A 14855-nucleotide genomic window follows, 5' to 3' on the forward strand; every position below is an offset into this window, starting at 1 on the left:
ACTTGGCTGCAGGGCCCTTGCCCGCCCACCCTCGCGGGACACGCCGCAAGTACGTCCGTGTAGGCTCTTACGCGGCATCCATGCCGCGTAAGGTCCCGCGACGGTGGGCGGGCAAGAGCCAGTCGGGATGGTCGGTGCGCATAGCGCTTTGCAAAGCAACCAGCAAACCGTTTGGAGCGGTGGGGGCGCTGCAGCCTTGACCGGCGCAGATGCGGCGATTCGTGTGTTCGCGCTCAACGTGTTGCTGTTTCCGGTGTCCCGCAATGCGCTGGACAGCCTTGCCGAGGCGTATGAAGCAAGCGGAGATCTCGCCCGTTCAAGCGCTATTCGGCAGGGCATCAAGGACATGCCCGCCCCGCCCGGGAAACAATGATCCGACCGACGGCGTGAGGTCTCAGCTGTTTGCTGCTGGTTGCAGCCCGACTGCGCGGTTCGGTGGTGCGTCGCCGGTGTCGGGCTTCGGTTCGTCATGCTCGGTGTCATGGCGCGGCGTGTCGTCCTGTAGGGGCGCGAGCAGTTGCAGCGGCTTGCCCTGGTAGCGGAACTCGAGCGCGTCTTCTAACTGACGTAGTGCTTGCACCTGGGTGCACAGCGCGTTGGCGTTGGCCTCGATGGTGGACGCCTGGGCGTCCAGCCTTGCATCCAGTTGGCCTTCCATCTGTTGGGCGCGTTTGTCGATTCCGTCCGAACGCCCGGTGACGATCTGCCAGAGCATGTGGCGCGCGATGCTGCCCTTGAATTGCTCGGCTTCGTGTTCGACGTAGTTTGCGAAGTTGCCGCCGAAGGCCTTCTGCTCCCAACGCCCCTTGCCCAGGGTGCCGTCGACATACGCGCGTGCGCGTTTGCGCAGCCGTTCGATCTTGCGGGCGTTGAGCGCACTGCCTGTCATGACCTCGATGACACCACCGAGCGCGTCGTAACTGAGGTCGATCACCTGATGTGCAATGCCGGCAACTTGCGGCATCAATGCGCGGGTGCGTTGTTCCATCTCCCAGAGGCGTCGTGCATCGGCCGTGCTGGTCTGCTGCAGCTTGTGGTCGATGCTCAGTTCGCCGCCGTGGAAGAAAATTTCGCGTGGCCAATCGCTGTCGCGGTAAAGCCAGATGCCGCCGCTGTCGGCGAGCACATTGAACGGTGTGCCCAGACCGCATTGCTGCGAAGACACCTGCGCGCGATGGCGCGGGGCATCGTGTTTGTCGGTCTGCTGTGCCCGTGCATGCGGACTGGCAACGGCCGGCAGCAGGGCAAGCCAGAGGAGGATGCGCATGGGGCGTGCTGCCGTCGTGGAGGCGTTGCGCATGGTCGCCACTGCGGCAACAGGTGGTCGCGTGTCGAAAGTCATTGGCGCCGCACCCTTGCGACGCTGCCGATCTGCAGACATCACCGATGCCGCACACCATCGTGTAATCGCATCGCCCAGACGCAAAAAACCCCGCCTGAGCGGGGTTTTTTACGATCTACCATGAGTCGTGGTGCCCAGGAGAGGACTCGAACCTCCACGAAGTTGCCCCCGCTAGCACCTGAAGCTAGTGCGTCTACCAATTCCGCCACCTGGGCGACTCAGGAGGCGAATTGTGCAAGTTGCGCGCGACGCTGTCAACGCATCCGGCACAAATTTTTCGTGGTGGCCGGTGTCTGCTGGCGAAAGGAGAAGACGGCGTGGCGGACATGCGCACTGCATGCCCGCCACCACACCGGATTACGGCAGCTGCGCCGCCTGCAAGCTGACCTCTGCACTCTGCACCGGTTCGCTTGCCGAACGCGCCAGCTGCACGCGATAGGTGCCGGCGGCAATCGTCCAGTGACGCGCCTTGGCATCGAAGTCGGCCAGCGTCTTGGGTTCGGCGATCACCTGCACGGTGCGCTTTTCGCCCGGCTTGAGCGTGAGCTTCTGCCAGCCGATCAGGCGCAGCGGGGTGGCATGGCCGTCGGGCAGGGTGACGTAGAGCTGCGGCACGGCGGCGCCTTCGCGCTGGCCGATGTTTTCCACCTCGAAGTTCGCCGTGAGCTGGCTGCCGTTGGCTTCCACGCGCAGCCCGCCCATGCGGAACTGCGTGTACGACAGGCCATGGCCGAACGCATAACGCGGGGTCAGCTTGCGCGCGGCGAACCACTTGTAGCCGACATTGGCGCCTTCGATGGCGTAGTCGATGCTGTCTTCGCCCGGCTTAGCCGGCTTGAAGCCCAGGCCCGGGATCGAGGGACGCGGCAGCTGCGATTCGTCCACCGGCCAGGTCACCGGCAGATGGCCGGAAGGATTCACCGCACCGGTCAGCAGGTTGGCGATCGCCTCACCGCCGCCGATGCCCGGATACCACGCCTGCAATACCGCCGGCACGCGCTCGGCCCAGGGCATGCGCACCGGGCCATTGGTTTCCAGCACCACGGTGGTCTTGGGGTTGGCCTTGGCCACCGCCTCGATCAAGGCGTCCTGGTTGTCGGGCAATTGCATGTCCGGCAGGTCCACCGATTCGGCCGACCATTGGGTGGCGAACACGATCGCCACATCGGCGGCCTTGGCCGCGCGTGCCGCGGCAGCGCGGTCCTTGCCGTCGACATAATCGATCTGCACGTTCGGCAACGCGGCGCGCAGTGCCTGCAGCGGCGAGGACGGATGGATGATCACCGGGCCGGGCCAGGTGGTCGGGTTGAGGCCGGGTACGGCGTTGCCACCGTTGATGGTGTAGTCCACACGCGAGGAACCGCCGCCGGACATCACGCCCTTGTCGGCATACCCACCGATCACCGCGATGCGGCGCACGTCCCTGGACAGCGGCAAGGTGGCCTGCTCGTTACGCAGCAGCACGCTGCCTTCCTCGGCAACATGCTGCGCGGACAGCTGCCCGGCCTTGCCGTCGATCGGCTGGCGCTGGGTGGGATGGTCGAACGCGCCATGCGCGAACAGGCTGCGCAGCACGCGCTTGACCATGTCGTCAAAGCGCGCGCGCGGCACCACGCCGGCCGACACCGCCATGCGCAACGGTGCGTCGAAGAACACCGCCGCGTCGAACACTTCGCCAGCCGATTGCTGATCGAGTCCGGCCAGGGCCGCCTTGGAGCCGCTGTGCACGCCGCCCCAGTCGGACATCACGTAGCCGGGGTATTTCCATTCCTGCTTGAGCACCTGGTTGAGCAGGTAATCGTGCTCGCAGCCGTAGATGCCGTTGATCTTGTTGTAGGAGCACATCACCGAGGCCGGGTCGCCGATCTTCAAGGCGATCTCGAACGCCAGCAGGTCCGATTCGTGCATCGCCTGCTCGCCGATCTCGGCGCTGTGGAAATTGCGTCGCGTCTCCATGTCGTTGAGCGCGTAGTGCTTCATCGTCGACAGCACATGCTCGCTCTGCACGCCGCGGATCGACTCGCCGACCATGGTGCCGGCCAGCAGCGGGTCTTCGCCGGCATATTCGAAATTGCGTCCGTTGCGCGGGTCGCGCTGCAGGTTGACGCTGCCGGCCAGCAGCACATTGAAGCCCTGCTGCCAGGATTCGCGGCCCATGGTCTTGCCGCCGGCATAGGCCAACTGCGGATTCCAGCTCGACGCAGCCGACGGGCCGGACGGCATCGCGGTGGCGAAGTCGCCCTTGCGGATGCCGCCGGGATTGGTCACGCCCACGCCGGCATCGGCCAGTTGCTGCGCCGGGATGCCCAGCCGTGGGACGCCGGGGACATAGCCGGCCGAGCCCAGCGCGCCCTCGGGCTTGGGAATCTTGTCGGTGCCCAGGCCGAAGTAGCTGCGCAGCATCTGGAATTTTTCGTCCTCGCTCATCTGCGCGAGCAGACGGTCGGCGCGCTGGTCCGCGGTCAGCGCGATGTCCATCCACGGCTGCGCTGCGGCGACGGTCTGTGCGCCGAGCGGGGCGGCAAACGCGGTGCTGACGCCAAGGGCGATGGCCAGCGCGAGACGGCGTGGCCTGGAGTGTGTAAACGGTTTCATATCGAGATGTGGCACAGGTGGTCCTTGTGGTGCGGTTGCAATCAGGGGAGGGCACCGCGGTGCCCGGGTTCGAAAGGCGCGCGTACGCGCCGATTTAGATGCTTGCCGGAAGCGGGCGCCGCCTCAGAACTGGGTCTGTGCCGTGCGCAACACCGGATACAGGCGGTAGCGCTCGTCCCAGGAGGAATGCAGGCGGGCGAAGAATTCCAGGCGTGCCTTCGGGTCGGCCGCGAAGGCCGCATCGCTGGCCAGGCGCTGTTCGAATTGCGCCTTCACTGCCGGGTCGCGCTCAAGCAGGTCGCGCGCGACCTCTTCGGCGACGTAATCCTCCATGTATTCCTTGCGCTCGAATGCGGTGTTGAACAGGCCCCATTGCAGCAGCGAATCCGGCGCCTGCGGTTCCAGCATCGCCATCACCAGGCGCGACCTGGCCTGGGCGATCGGCACGAACAAGGAGCCGGCCGGCACGGTGCGGGTTTCATCGCGCCATTGCCCGGTGATCTCCAGGTTCTGGTGGCCTTCGTTGGAACGCGCGGCAAACGTTGCCTTGTCGGCACGGAAGCTCTGCACCGGATGGGCGGCAGTGGTGGCGATGGTGTCGAAGGCGATGCCGTGCAGGCGCAGTTTCTCCGCCACCAGCGCCGCTTGCGCGGCCGGCACCAGGTAGCCGCCGCGTGGTGCATCGACCACCACGTCCGGCTTGATCTGATCGCGTAACGGCACCTTCCAGAGTTGTGGCCTGGTCTCGTCGTAGCGCGTCATCAACGCGCCGGAAATCGGCGAGGGCGTACGCGTGTAGGCGTAGCCACGGAAGGCAACGGTGCGTGCGGCCGGGCCGGCAGCGAAGCTCAACGGCTCCATCTCGCCAGCCAGCCTGGTGGCGCGCTGATCGGCCGCCAGCGCATCGGCGCGCCAGCTGGCGCCGTTGCGCGCGGCTTGCTGCAGCACCGACACGATGGCGTTGCGGGTGACGCGTACGCGCACCGGGTAGGTCTTCCACGAATGCGTTTCCACCAGCATGCCGAAGCGGTTGCGCAGCAGGAAATAGCCATGCGAAAACCGCGGCGGCGACACGTCGTCGGCAAAACCCGATGTAGGGTCGTCCTCGTGCACGAATGAGGGGTAATACGGCAGCGGCAGCGAGCCCTGTCTGGACAGGTCGGCAATCACCGCATCGCGCCAGCGCGTGCCGTCGCGTTGCAGCGTGGCATCGCCGGCGTGCACGGGCTCCACCTGCACTGATACGTCGTGCTCGAACTTGGCACCATCGGTGACGTGCAGGTCCACGTACATCAGCGGATCCCACTGCTGCACCAGCCGCAGCATCGCCTGCATTTCCGGCGCGTCGGCCTTGAGGTAGTCGCGATTGAGATTGAGGTTCTGCGCGGTGGTGCGCCAGCCCATCTGCTCGGGGCCGCGTTGATTGGGCCGGTTCCAGGCGCCGAAGCGCTCATGGCCGTCGACGTTGAACACCGGCACGAACACCCAGACCAGTTTGTCGAGCACGCCTTTGCCGGTTTTGCCGTCCAGCAATTCGCGCAGGGCCAGAAAGCCCGCGTCCTTGCCGTCGATCTCGCCGGCATGGATGCCGCCTTGCACCAGCACCACCGGCAACTTGCGCTGCGCAGCGCTGTCGGCATCCAGTGCGCCACTGGTGGAGACGATCAGCGCCTTCATCGGCCGGCCTTCCGGAGTGGTACCGAACTCGATGCAGCGCACCGCCTGCGGGTAGCGCTGCGCAAAGGCATCGCAGAGCGCGATGACTTCATCGTAGCGTCCGGTCTGCGCAAACCCGCTGCGCTCGGCCTGGGTAGTCAGCGGTTCGGCGGCCAGTGCGGCAGGGGCGGTGGTCAGCAGCAACAGGCTTAGGGCCAGGCGGGTGAAGCGGGGCATCCAGCGGTCCAGTGTTCCAGGAAAACGTTTGCAATGTAGCCGAGCCGGCGCAGCAGGCCAATCTGCACTGCGTCATGACTTGCGTGTGATCGGCGTGGTTGCGGCGTACCGACAGCATTTTTCGGCACGCCTGGGCCGGACGACGTGTCAGGTGCACCGCAACGGCGGCAACGAGCGTGGCGATGTCGATGCATGCAGCGCGTATTTAAGGCCTTATCCCATGGTCGCGATGGCGGCCAACCGGCGGCCGCCGGTACGATAGCGCGTGTTTTCTGCGCGACCGGACTGCCCTTGACCACTTCCACCTTGCCGAGCCCCACTGCCGGTGCGCGGCTGCCGCGCCAGATACCCTTCATCATCGGCAACGAAGCCTGCGAGCGTTTCAGCTTCTACGGGATGCGCAACATCCTGGTGCAGTTCCTGATCACCTCGCTGCTGTTGCAGGAGGTCAGCGGACCCGGCCGCGAGGCCGAGGCCAAGCACATCCTGCACAGCTTCATGATCGGGGTGTTTTTCTTCCCGCTGCTCGGCGGTTGGCTGGCCGATCGCTTCTTCGGCAAATACAACACCATTCTGTGGTTCAGCCTGGTGTATTGCGCCGGGCATGCGTGCCTGGCGCTGTTCGAAGGCAGCCGCAGCGGCTTCTTCCTCGGGCTGGGCCTGATTGCGCTGGGTGCGGGCGGCATCAAGCCGCTGGTGGCCTCATTCATGGGCGACCAGTTCGACCAGTCCAACAAGCACCTGGCCAAGGTGGTGTTCGACGGCTTCTACTGGATCATCAACTTCGGCTCGTTGTTCGCCTCGTTGTTGATCCCGCTGGCGCTGAAGAATCTGGGCCCGGCGTGGGCGTTCGGCATTCCCGGCATCCTGATGTTCGTGGCCACGCTGGTGTTCTGGCTAGGCCGCGGGCGCTATGTGCGGGTGCCGCTGCCGCCGAAGGACCCGCACGGCTTCGGTGCGGTGGTGCGCACCGCATTGCTGACACAGGCGCCGGGGCAGGGCCGTCCGGGACTGATGCTGGCAGTGGTGTCGGTGCTGCTGGCGCTGGCCTGCTTCGCGCTGGTCGACCAGCTCGGCATCGTCATCTGCCTGTGCATGGCGCTGGTGCTGTTGCTGGCCGGCATCGGCGGCGGCACCTGGTGGCAGCTGGAGCGTGCGCGCGGCATCCATCCCGATACTGCGGTCAAAGGCGTGCGCGCGCTGCTGCGGGTGTTGGTGATCTTCGCGCTGGTCACGCCATTCTTCTCGCTGTTTGACCAGAAAGCCTCGACCTGGGTCCTGCAGGGGCGCGAGATGACGATGCCGGCCTGGTTCACCGCATCGCAGATGCAGGCGCTCAATCCGCTGCTGGTGATGCTGCTGATCCCGTTCAACAATCTGGTGCTGTATCCGCTGCTGCGGCGTGGCGGTTGGGAGCCGACAGCGCTGCGTCGCATGACCTGCGGCATCGCCTTCGGCGGCCTGGCCTGGATCGCGGTCGGCGCCATCCAGATCAGCATGGACGGCGGCGAGCCGATGCATATCGCCTGGCAGATCCTGCCCTATGCGTTGCTGACCTTCGGCGAGGTGCTGGTGTCGGCCACCGGCATCGAGTTCGCCTACAGCCAGGCACCGCCGTCGATGAAGGGCGTGGTGATGAGCTTCTGGTATCTGACCACCACGGTGGGCAATCTATGGGTGCTGCTGTCGAACGTGGCGGTGCGCAACGCCACGGTGACCTCCCACATCGCCGATACTGGGCTCAGCGAAGCGGCATTTCTGATGTTCTTCTTCGCGGCCTTCGCGTTCCTGGCGGCACTGGCCTTCGGCCTGTACGCGCGCGGGTATCGCATGGTCGACAATTACCGTTCTGCCTGAGGTCCGCATGATTACCCTGATCCTGATCGCCATCACCGGCATCGTCTCGTGGATGGCGTTCAACAACCGCAAGCTGGCCGACCGCCTGATCCTGTGGCCGCCGGCGCTGGACAAGCACAAGCAGTACGACCGCCTGGTCACCTACGGCTTCATCCATGCCGACCTGGGCCACCTGGTCTTCAACATGATCACGCTGTTCTTCTTCGGCCGGGTGATCGAAAACGTGATGACCAAGCTGACCGGCAGCGTGCTGACCTACCCGCTGTTCTATCTGGCGGCGCTGGTGGTCTCGATCCTGCCCAGCTATCTGAAGAACCAGAAGAACCCGAACTATCTCAGCCTGGGCGCCTCCGGCGCAGTGTCGGCGGTGTTGTTCGCCTTCATCCTGCTGCAGCCATGGACCATCATCCTGGTGCTGTTCATTCCGGCGCCGGCGATCATCTACGCGGTGTTCTATGTCGGCTACAGCCTGTGGATGGACCGCCGCGGCGGCGATCGCATCAACCACAGCGCGCACCTGGCCGGTGCCGCGTTCGGCGTGATGTTCATGCTGATCATGGAGCCGCGCGTGCTGCAGGTATTCCTGGAGCAACTGTCCAATCCGCGTTTCGGCTGATCGGTTGGCAAACCGACCGCTGGCCGCCGGTGACACGCGCGGTTAGGTCGAAGGTGTCGGGATGAGCGGGTCGCATTGGGCGACCGTACCAGGACCCTCGCGAGTGCGCGAGCGGTCCTGGCGAGTGACGCGATGCCGGCTCAGGCCGCGTCGCGGTTCTGGTCGCCAGCGACGCTGCTCGTGGGCACCGACCCGTAGGCCTGCTGCAGGCGCTGGTACACCGTGTCGTTGAGCTGCGCGAAGTCGGGGTTGTGGGTGTCGCCCTTGATGGCGAACTGGAACAGGCCTTCCAGCAGCGAGCTATCGCTGTCTGCGCTGTGTCCTGCCGAATCGTTGTGCATGCGGTGACTCCTCGTAGGTAAGGCGAAGGCGTCGGCGGGTCGCACCGGCCCGGGTGCAACGGGCGCCTTCGGCTCAGCTATCGGCGCGGCGCGAGCGAACTTAAGTGCCGGTCCGGCAGGCTGCGCGGGCGGTCACAGCATCGATTCATTTTCACGCAGGCGCGGCGCCGCGCTGGTCACACTGCTCGCCATCGTCACTGCCTCGTGCAGACCACCATGGAGGCAGCGACAGTGCAGGCAGACCACGATTCCACGCAGCAGCTCTTCAGCGTAGACACCGATGGACAACGTGCCGAACTGGCATACCGTCTGGAAGGTGAGCGCATGACCATCACGCATACGCATGTGCCCGACGCGATCGGTGGAGGCGGCATTGCCGCAGTGCTGGTCGAGGCTGCCTTGGCGCATGCGCGCCAGCAGGGCTACAAGGTCGTGCCTGCCTGCAGTTACGCCGAGGCGTATATCCGGCGGCACCACCAGTTTCAGGATCTGCTGGCCTGATCGCCGGCAGCGTGTCTTTGCAGATGTATCGATGGGGAGCAGGTGGGAATGGGGCGGTTGTCAGGAGTGAACGCAGTCCGGGGCTTGCTGATGCTGGCCGTGTTGGCAGGATGTACGCAGCGCGAGCCGACAACGGCCGAATCGGCACAGCCGGCAGCTGACGCAACTGCCGCCGCGGCACCGCCGGCCGAGCCCGTGCTGGTGCAAAGCGGCCCGCTGGAGGATGTGATCGAGCAGGCGCCCGCCTACATGGTGGGTATCAGCTATCCGCGTGGGCTGGACGCATTTCCCGAGCTGAGCGCACTGATCCGCAGCTATGCGCAGGCAGCACGCGCCGAACTCATGGAGGCGGTGTCCGGGCTTGGCAACGACAGGCCTGCCGCACCTTACGAGTTGTCGCTGGCGTTCGAGACCGTATTGCAGACCCCGGACCTGATCGTCGTGTCTGCGGACGGCAGCCGCTATACCGGTGGTGCGCATGGCGAGCCGTTGGTGGCGCGCTTCGTCTGGCTGGTCAAGGAGCGCAGGCAATTGACCGCGCAGGCCTTGATTCCGGACCCGGCAGGCTGGGAAAAGATCGGGCGCGAGGTGGCCGTGCAATTGCACAACGCCGCCACCCAGCGCGTGGAAGCCGATCGCGTGCCGGTCGCAGAACAGGCCGAGCAGGTGGCCTCGGCCGATCGCATGATTGCCGAAGGCACTGCCGCGCAGGTCGACAACTTTGCCCAGTTCGTGCCGGTACTCAATCCGGCCGGGCAGATCACCGCGCTTCGGTTCGTGTTTCCGCCGTATCAGGTGGGCCCGTATTCGGATGGCACGCAAACGGCCGAGGTCGCTGCCTCGACATTGTTGGCATCGGTCGCGCCGGAATATGTACATCTCTTCGCACGCTGAGGTGTCACCCCGCAGATGATGTGATTGAATGGCTTGGCCATTCAGTAATGTAATCAAACGGGTGATATGAGTAGTTTCGATCCAACCGCAAGTCGCGTGGACCACACCTGTGTGCGCTATCCGGCGTTTCCGCGTGAACCAGCCGTCCTGGTGCGGCTGATCAAGCATCTCTACAAGCGACTGCATACGCAGGGTTGTGTGCGCTTGAAGCCATACGGTATCAGCCCGCCGGAATACGAGATTCTGATGATGCTCTACGGCACCCCGGAGCAGGCGATCACGCCTACCGAGGTAGCCGAGGCCGCCAGCGAAAAGCCGGCCAACATCACCCGGCTTACCGACCAATTGTGCGAGAAGGGCTTGATCGCGCGTGGCAGCAGCCCGGACGATCGGCGCAAGATCATGCTGACCTTGCAGCCGGCAGGCCTGGCGTTGATCAACAGCCTGCTTCCCGACGCCTGCACGCTGCTCAATGCAGAGACCTCCAGCATCAGCGATGCCGAGCAGGTGCGGCTGGAAAAGCTGTTGAGGAAATTGCTCGACGGCGTGGATTCGGTCGAGCTCTGAGCGCGGCGTCTGCGGCTCCCGCAGCACGTTTCATCGCGACCATCAAAAACGCCGCCCGGATCGCTCCGGGCGGCGTCTTGGTTTCAACGCAGTGCGATTACGGCTTGGACTGCGGCGCTTCCGGCGTGGCGCCATCGCCACCTTGCGCACTCAGGCCGCGCTTCTCGAGCAGGGGCTCGATCTGCGGCGCATGGCCGGCAAAGTTCTGGAACAGTTCCATCGCATCGACGCTGCCGCCGCGCGAGAGCAGGGTCTGACGGAAGCGATCGCCGTTGGCGCGGCTCAGCCCGCCGTGCTGCTTGAACCATTGCTGGGTGTTGGCGTCGAGCACTTCCGACCAGATGTAGGCGTAATAGCCGGCCGCGTAACCGCCCATGATGTGGCTGAAGTACGGGGTCTTGTAGCGCGGCGGCACCGGCGCGTAGGCGATGCCGTCCTGCTGCAGGGCCTTGGCTTCGAACGCCATCACGCCAGCGGCGTCGGGCACCTGGCTGGCGCTGATCTGGTGCCAGTTCTGATCGAGCATGGCCGCACCCAGATACTCGGTGGTGGCAAAGCCCTGGTTGAACTTGGACGCGGCAATCACCTTGTCCAGCAGCGCCTGCGGCATCGGCGTGCCGTTCTGGTAATGCTTGGCGTAGTTCTTCAGGATCGACGGCTCGTCGGCCCACATCTCGTTGACCTGCGAGGGGAACTCGACGAAGTCGCGCGGCACGCTGGTGCCGGAGAAATACGGGTATTTGACGTCCGAGAACATGCCGTGCAGCGCATGGCCGAACTCATGGAACATGGTGGTCACTTCATCCCAGGTCAGCAGCGTCGGCTGGCCGGCCGGCGGCTTGGGGATGTTGAGGTGGTTGGCGACCACCGGCTTGAAACCGGTCAGCGCCGACTGCGACACGTAGGAGTTCATCCAGGCACCGCCGCGCTTGGATTCGCGTGCATACATGTCGGCGATGAAGATCGCCAGCTGCTTGCCGTCGGCGTCGAACACGTCATAGACGGTGATGTCGTCGCGGTAGGTCGGCAGATCGGTGCGCTGCTTGAAGGTCAGGCCGTATTCCTGATTGGCCGCATAGAACACGCCGTTTTCCAGCACGTTCTTCAGCTCGAAATACGGCTTGAGCTGCGACTCGTCGAAGTTGTACTTGGCCTGGCGCACCTTCTCGCTGTAGTAGGCCCAATCCCATGCTTCGAGCTTGAAGGTCGGCTTGCGCGCGGCCTTCTGTTCCTTGTCGATCATCGCCTGCAGATCGGCCGCTTCGCGCTTGGCATTGGCCACTGCCGCCGGTGCCAGCTTGCCCAGCATCGCATTGACCGCTTCCGGTGTCTTGGCGGTCTGGTTTTCCAGCGAATAGGCAGCGTAGGTCGGGAAGCCGAGCAGCTTGGCCTTGTCGGCGCGCAGCTTCATGATGCGCGCCACCAGCGCGGTGTTGTCGTACTGGCCGCCGTGGCTGCCACGCGACACCGAGGCGTCGTAGATCTTCTTGCGCAGTTCGCGATTCTTCAGCTGCGTCAGCGGCGGCTGGCCGGTGGTGTTGAGCAGCGCGATCACGTACTTGCCGTCGAGCTTGCGCGCCTTGGCGGCTTCGGCGGCAGCGGCGATCTGCTCTTCGGACAGGCCATCGAGCTGCTTGACGTCATCAACGACAACGGCGGCGGCATTCACTTCGGCCAGCACATTCTGGCTAAAGGTGGTGCCCAGGTTGGCCAGCTCGGCATTCATCGCCTTGAGCGTGGTCTTGTCGGCATCGGAGAGCTTGGCGCCGTCGCGTACGAAATCGCTGTAGTACTTCTCGACCAGGCGCACGCCCTGGGCGTCCAGGCCCAGCTTGCTGCGCTGGTCGTACAGCGTCTGGATACGCGCGAACAGCTTGCCATTGAGCGAGATCGCATCGCGGTGCGCGGCGAACTTCGCCGAATAGTCGGCCTGCAGTTTCTTGCGCGCATCGTTGGTGTCGGCACCGACCAGGTTGAAGAACACCGTGGTGGCGCGATCCAGCGTGGCGCCGCTTTTTTCCAGCGCGATGAGGGTGTTGTCGAAGCTCGGCTTGGCCTTCTGGTTGGCGATCTTTTCCACTTCCTTCAACTGCTCGGTCATGCCGGCGTCGAAGGCGGGTGCGAAGTCGCTGTCCTTGATCTTGTCGAACTGCGGGTAGTGCAGCGGCAGCGTGCTGTCGGCAAAGAAGGGGTTGGCTTGGGTGGCGGCCTGCGTGGTGGCGGGTGCGGCGATGCTGTAGGACGGCATGGCAAGTCCCAGGGAAGCGGCCAGGGCAAAGGCGAGACGGGTGGTCAAGAGGGTGGCTCCAAAGTGCGAACCGCCGAGGCTACCCCAGCCGGGCCGGACAGGCGTGTGACAAAAGGCATGGCTGCAAGGTCATTGCGATGCCACCAGGCGGGCACGAGCAGTGTTGGTCTTGTGGGCACATGACCGATGACACCACGGGCGCGCAGCCGCCGGACCGGCGCTGCCGGCATGCGCTGCGGCGTGTTCCACTCGGCTGCATTCCGGCTGCTCGGCGGGCAGCGAGGTCTCGATCAGTCCGCCTGACGGATGCTGGCCGGTAGCGCGCCGTGGCAGCGGCCGGGACCAGCGGGAAGGGCCAACTGGCTGCGGCGACGGATTCGTTGAAAACCGCCCCTCCCGGCTGACGCGCTCGGCAACCGCGATGCGACACCGCGGGCTGCTGGGTTACGCTGCCCACCTCGCACACTTCAGGGCAGCCATGAGCGATATCTCCACGTTCGAATTCACCGACCTGGAAGGCCGGCCCCGCTCGATGCGCGATTACGCCGGCAAGGTGGTGCTGGTAGTCAATGTCGCTTCAAAATGCGGCTTTACTCCGCAGTACGCAGGCCTGCAGGCGCTGTGGCAGCGCTATCGCGAGCGTGGTCTGGTGGTGATCGGGTTTCCCTGCGATCAGTTCGGTCATCAGGAGCCGGGCGATGCCGCACAGATCCGCCAGTTCTGCTCGCTCGATTACGCGGTGGATTTTCCGCTGGCCGAGAAGGTCGAGGTCAATGGCAGCGGCGCACATCCGCTGTGGCAATGGCTCAAGCGCGAACAGCGCGGCGTGCTGGGATCGGAAGCGATCAAGTGGAACTTCACCAAGTTCCTGATCGGCCGCGATGGCACGGTGCTGGAGCGTTACGCCCCGACCACCAAGCCGGAAGCGCTGGCAGCAGATATCGAGCGCGCGTTAGTTGAATCGTAGGAGCGCACCTGGGCGCGATGAGGCATTACCGGCAACGCTTCATCGCGCCCAGGTGCGCTCCTACGACAGTGCATGCCGGCGTCGCGGTCTGCGTAAACGCCGCATCGCGCTGACGTCTCACGCGCGCCGCATCACTTCTCGACGAAGGCGCGCTCGAACACGTAATGCCCCGGCGTGCCGATGCGTGGCGAGGTCTGGAAGCCACGCGCATCCAGCAGGCTGCGCAGGTCGGCCAGCATCTGCGGGCTGCCGCAGATCATGAAGCGGTCGTTGGCCGGATCCAGCGGCGGCAACCCGAGCGTCTGCTGCATGCGGCCATCGGCCATCAGCTCGGTCAGGCGGCCCTGGTTGGCGAACGCCTCACGCGTGACCGCCGGGTAGTACAGCAACTTCTCGCGCAGGATGTCGCCGAGGAATTCGTGCTGCGGCAGCTCGCGCTCGAAGTAGTCGCGATAGGCCAGATCCTGCACGAAACGCACGCCCTGGGTCAGGATCACCTTGTCGAAACGCTCGTAGGTTTCCGGGTCCTTGATCACCGACAACCACGGCGCCAGACCGGTACCGGTGCCCAGCAGATACAGGTTGCGGCCCGGGTGCAGGTCGCTGATCAGCAGCGTCCCGGTGGGTTTCTTGCCGACCAGCACCTTGTCGCCCGGCTGGATGTGCTGCAGCCGCGAGGTCAGCGGGCCGTCCGGCACCTTGATGCTGAAGAACTCCAGATGTTCTTCCCAATTGGCGCTGGCGATCGAGTACGCACGCAGCAGCGGACGCGTCTCGGTCTCCAGACCGATCATCACGAACTGCCCGTTCTCGAAGCGGAAACCGGCATCGCGGGTGGTGGTGAAGCTGAAGTAGGCATCGGTCCAGTGACGGACCTCAAGCACCGTTTCGGCGCCGAAAGCGGAAGACATACCGGTAAGTGTCGTGGGAAGAGTACCTGGCAATTCTACCTCAAGCCGGCCAAATGAGAGAGGCTCTCATTTGGCTGGGAATGGGGAATAGGGAATAGGGAATCGGTTCAGCTGCATAAGGAT

13 protein-coding genes and 1 tRNA gene are annotated in these 14855 nt (G+C 64.7%); 7 read left to right on the plus strand and 7 right to left on the minus strand.

Features of this window, described 5'->3' with window-relative positions:
• Window positions 1–148: 148 nt before the first annotated feature.
• Entirely contained in the window at window positions 149–373 is a 225-nt protein-coding gene (locus KHN93_RS07470) for a hypothetical protein (protein WP_212579347.1), read from the plus strand.
• A 21-nt stretch (window positions 374–394) separates the two neighbouring features.
• On the opposite strand, the gene KHN93_RS07475 is transcribed toward KHN93_RS07470, so the two are convergent.
• The 4 genes from KHN93_RS07475 to KHN93_RS07490 form a co-directional block, all read right to left on the minus strand.
• Window positions 395–1426, minus strand: coding sequence for a DUF2884 family protein (locus tag KHN93_RS07475; protein ID WP_244812217.1), 1032 nt, complete (start codon window positions 1424–1426; stop codon window positions 395–397).
• Window positions 1427–1470: 44 nt separating this feature from the next.
• Window positions 1471–1557, minus strand: a tRNA-Leu gene (locus KHN93_RS07480).
• Between the two features lie 142 nt (window positions 1558–1699).
• Window positions 1700–3937: a beta-glucosidase family protein gene (locus KHN93_RS07485; protein WP_212579348.1), complete on the minus strand. Its 2238-nt coding sequence runs from the start codon at window positions 3935–3937 to the stop codon at window positions 1700–1702.
• Window positions 3938–4060: 123 nt separating this feature from the next.
• Window positions 4061–5830 (minus strand): M14 family metallopeptidase, encoded by a 1770-nt coding sequence (locus tag KHN93_RS07490; RefSeq protein ID WP_212579349.1) that lies wholly within the window; start codon window positions 5828–5830, stop codon window positions 4061–4063.
• A 291-nt stretch (window positions 5831–6121) separates the two neighbouring features.
• Between KHN93_RS07490 and KHN93_RS07495 the strand changes: the two genes are divergently transcribed.
• On the plus strand, window positions 6122–7687 hold the full coding sequence (locus KHN93_RS07495; RefSeq protein WP_212579350.1) for a POT-type proton-dependent oligopeptide transporter: 1566 nt from the start codon (window positions 6122–6124) through the stop codon (window positions 7685–7687).
• 7 nt (window positions 7688–7694) lie between these two features.
• Window positions 7695–8303 (plus strand): rhomboid family intramembrane serine protease, encoded by a 609-nt coding sequence (locus KHN93_RS07500; protein WP_104559081.1) that lies wholly within the window; start codon window positions 7695–7697, stop codon window positions 8301–8303.
• Window positions 8304–8443: 140 nt separating this feature from the next.
• On the opposite strand, the gene KHN93_RS07505 is transcribed toward KHN93_RS07500, so the two are convergent.
• Window positions 8444–8644 carry a hypothetical protein gene (locus KHN93_RS07505; RefSeq protein ID WP_039528201.1) on the minus strand — a complete coding sequence of 67 codons (201 nt, stop codon included), beginning with the start codon at window positions 8642–8644 and terminating at the stop codon, window positions 8444–8446.
• Between the two features lie 216 nt (window positions 8645–8860).
• Here KHN93_RS07505 and KHN93_RS07510 point away from each other — a divergent pair, with 216 nt between their 5' ends.
• From KHN93_RS07510 to KHN93_RS07520, 3 genes are all read left to right on the plus strand, one after another.
• Window positions 8861–9145 (plus strand): GNAT family N-acetyltransferase, encoded by a 285-nt coding sequence (locus KHN93_RS07510; RefSeq protein ID WP_104559691.1) that lies wholly within the window; start codon window positions 8861–8863, stop codon window positions 9143–9145.
• Window positions 9146–9193: 48 nt separating this feature from the next.
• Window positions 9194–10039 carry a DUF3298 and DUF4163 domain-containing protein gene (locus tag KHN93_RS07515; protein ID WP_104559082.1) on the plus strand — a complete coding sequence of 282 codons (846 nt, stop codon included), beginning with the start codon at window positions 9194–9196 and terminating at the stop codon, window positions 10037–10039.
• Between the two features lie 66 nt (window positions 10040–10105).
• The gene (locus KHN93_RS07520) at window positions 10106–10606 is read left to right on the plus strand and encodes a MarR family winged helix-turn-helix transcriptional regulator (protein ID WP_039520389.1); all 501 of its coding nucleotides are present in this window, start codon (window positions 10106–10108) and stop codon (window positions 10604–10606) included.
• 97 nt (window positions 10607–10703) lie between these two features.
• Here the strand turns inward: KHN93_RS07520 and KHN93_RS07525 are convergent, their stop codons facing one another.
• On the minus strand, window positions 10704–12902 hold the full coding sequence (locus KHN93_RS07525) for a M3 family metallopeptidase (protein ID WP_172837930.1): 2199 nt from the start codon (window positions 12900–12902) through the stop codon (window positions 10704–10706).
• Window positions 12903–13332: 430 nt separating this feature from the next.
• Here KHN93_RS07525 and KHN93_RS07530 point away from each other — a divergent pair, with 430 nt between their 5' ends.
• A complete protein-coding gene (locus KHN93_RS07530) occupies window positions 13333–13821 on the plus strand; it encodes a glutathione peroxidase (RefSeq protein WP_047128467.1) in 489 nt (162 codons plus the stop codon).
• Between the two features lie 131 nt (window positions 13822–13952).
• On the opposite strand, the gene KHN93_RS07535 is transcribed toward KHN93_RS07530, so the two are convergent.
• Entirely contained in the window at window positions 13953–14732 is a 780-nt protein-coding gene (locus tag KHN93_RS07535; protein ID WP_024938919.1) for a ferredoxin--NADP reductase, read from the minus strand.
• Window positions 14733–14855: the final 123 nt, after the last annotated feature.

The organism is Xanthomonas arboricola pv. juglandis, from assembly GCF_905367715.1.
GTDB classification, from domain to species: Bacteria; Pseudomonadota; Gammaproteobacteria; order Xanthomonadales; family Xanthomonadaceae; genus Xanthomonas; species Xanthomonas arboricola.

What these genes read in the sequence shown, in the direction of transcription:
- KHN93_RS07505 (WP_039528201.1), bottom strand. Translation starts at nt 8,644, where the DNA reads ATGCACAACGATTCGGCAGGACACAGCGCAGACAGCGATAGCTCGCTG.
- KHN93_RS07490 (WP_212579349.1), bottom strand. Translation starts at nt 5,830, where the DNA reads ATGCCCCGCTTCACCCGCCTGGCCCTAAGCCTGTTGCTGCTGACCACC.
- KHN93_RS07530 (WP_047128467.1), top strand. Translation starts at nt 13,333, where the DNA reads ATGAGCGATATCTCCACGTTCGAATTCACCGACCTGGAAGGCCGGCCC.
- KHN93_RS07510 (WP_104559691.1), top strand. Translation starts at nt 8,861, where the DNA reads ATGGAGGCAGCGACAGTGCAGGCAGACCACGATTCCACGCAGCAGCTC.
- KHN93_RS07485 (WP_212579348.1), bottom strand. Translation starts at nt 3,937, where the DNA reads ATGAAACCGTTTACACACTCCAGGCCACGCCGTCTCGCGCTGGCCATC.
- KHN93_RS07535 (WP_024938919.1), bottom strand. Translation starts at nt 14,732, where the DNA reads ATGTCTTCCGCTTTCGGCGCCGAAACGGTGCTTGAGGTCCGTCACTGG.
- KHN93_RS07500 (WP_104559081.1), top strand. Translation starts at nt 7,695, where the DNA reads ATGATTACCCTGATCCTGATCGCCATCACCGGCATCGTCTCGTGGATG.
- KHN93_RS07515 (WP_104559082.1), top strand. Translation starts at nt 9,194, where the DNA reads ATGGGGCGGTTGTCAGGAGTGAACGCAGTCCGGGGCTTGCTGATGCTG.
- KHN93_RS07520 (WP_039520389.1), top strand. Translation starts at nt 10,106, where the DNA reads ATGAGTAGTTTCGATCCAACCGCAAGTCGCGTGGACCACACCTGTGTG.